This window comes from Zoogloea sp. LCSB751, from assembly GCF_002028455.1.
GTDB lineage: Bacteria > Pseudomonadota > Gammaproteobacteria > Burkholderiales > Rhodocyclaceae > Zoogloea.
In genome coordinates this window covers 1-247 of sequence record NZ_MWUM01000477.1, presented here as the reverse complement: position 1 = coordinate 247, position 247 = coordinate 1, and the positions used below count along the sequence as shown (strand labels likewise).

Below are 247 nucleotides of genomic sequence, written 5' to 3'. Positions count from 1 at the left end.
CGAGCAAGCCAACGCCACCACCGCACGCAAGCTGGTCACCGTCTCCTCCGACGTGCTCAAGCTGACCCTGGATACCCAGGGCGGTGACATCGTCTCTGCCGAACTGCTGGCCCACAAGCTGGAAGAAGGCAAGGAACAGCCATTCACCCTGCTGACAAGCCAGCCTGCGCACCTCTATGTTGCCCAGAGTGGTCTGGTGGGTCGCGATGGCCCGGACAGCCAGCCCCAGGGTCGTCCCACCTATGAA

1 protein-coding gene is annotated in these 247 nt (G+C 63.2%); it reads left to right on the top strand.

Features of this window, described 5'->3' with window-relative positions; translation table 11 throughout:
* The coding region (gene yidC, locus B4920_RS27375; RefSeq protein WP_139379753.1) for a membrane protein insertase YidC at positions 1-247 on the top strand (247 nt) is incomplete at both ends.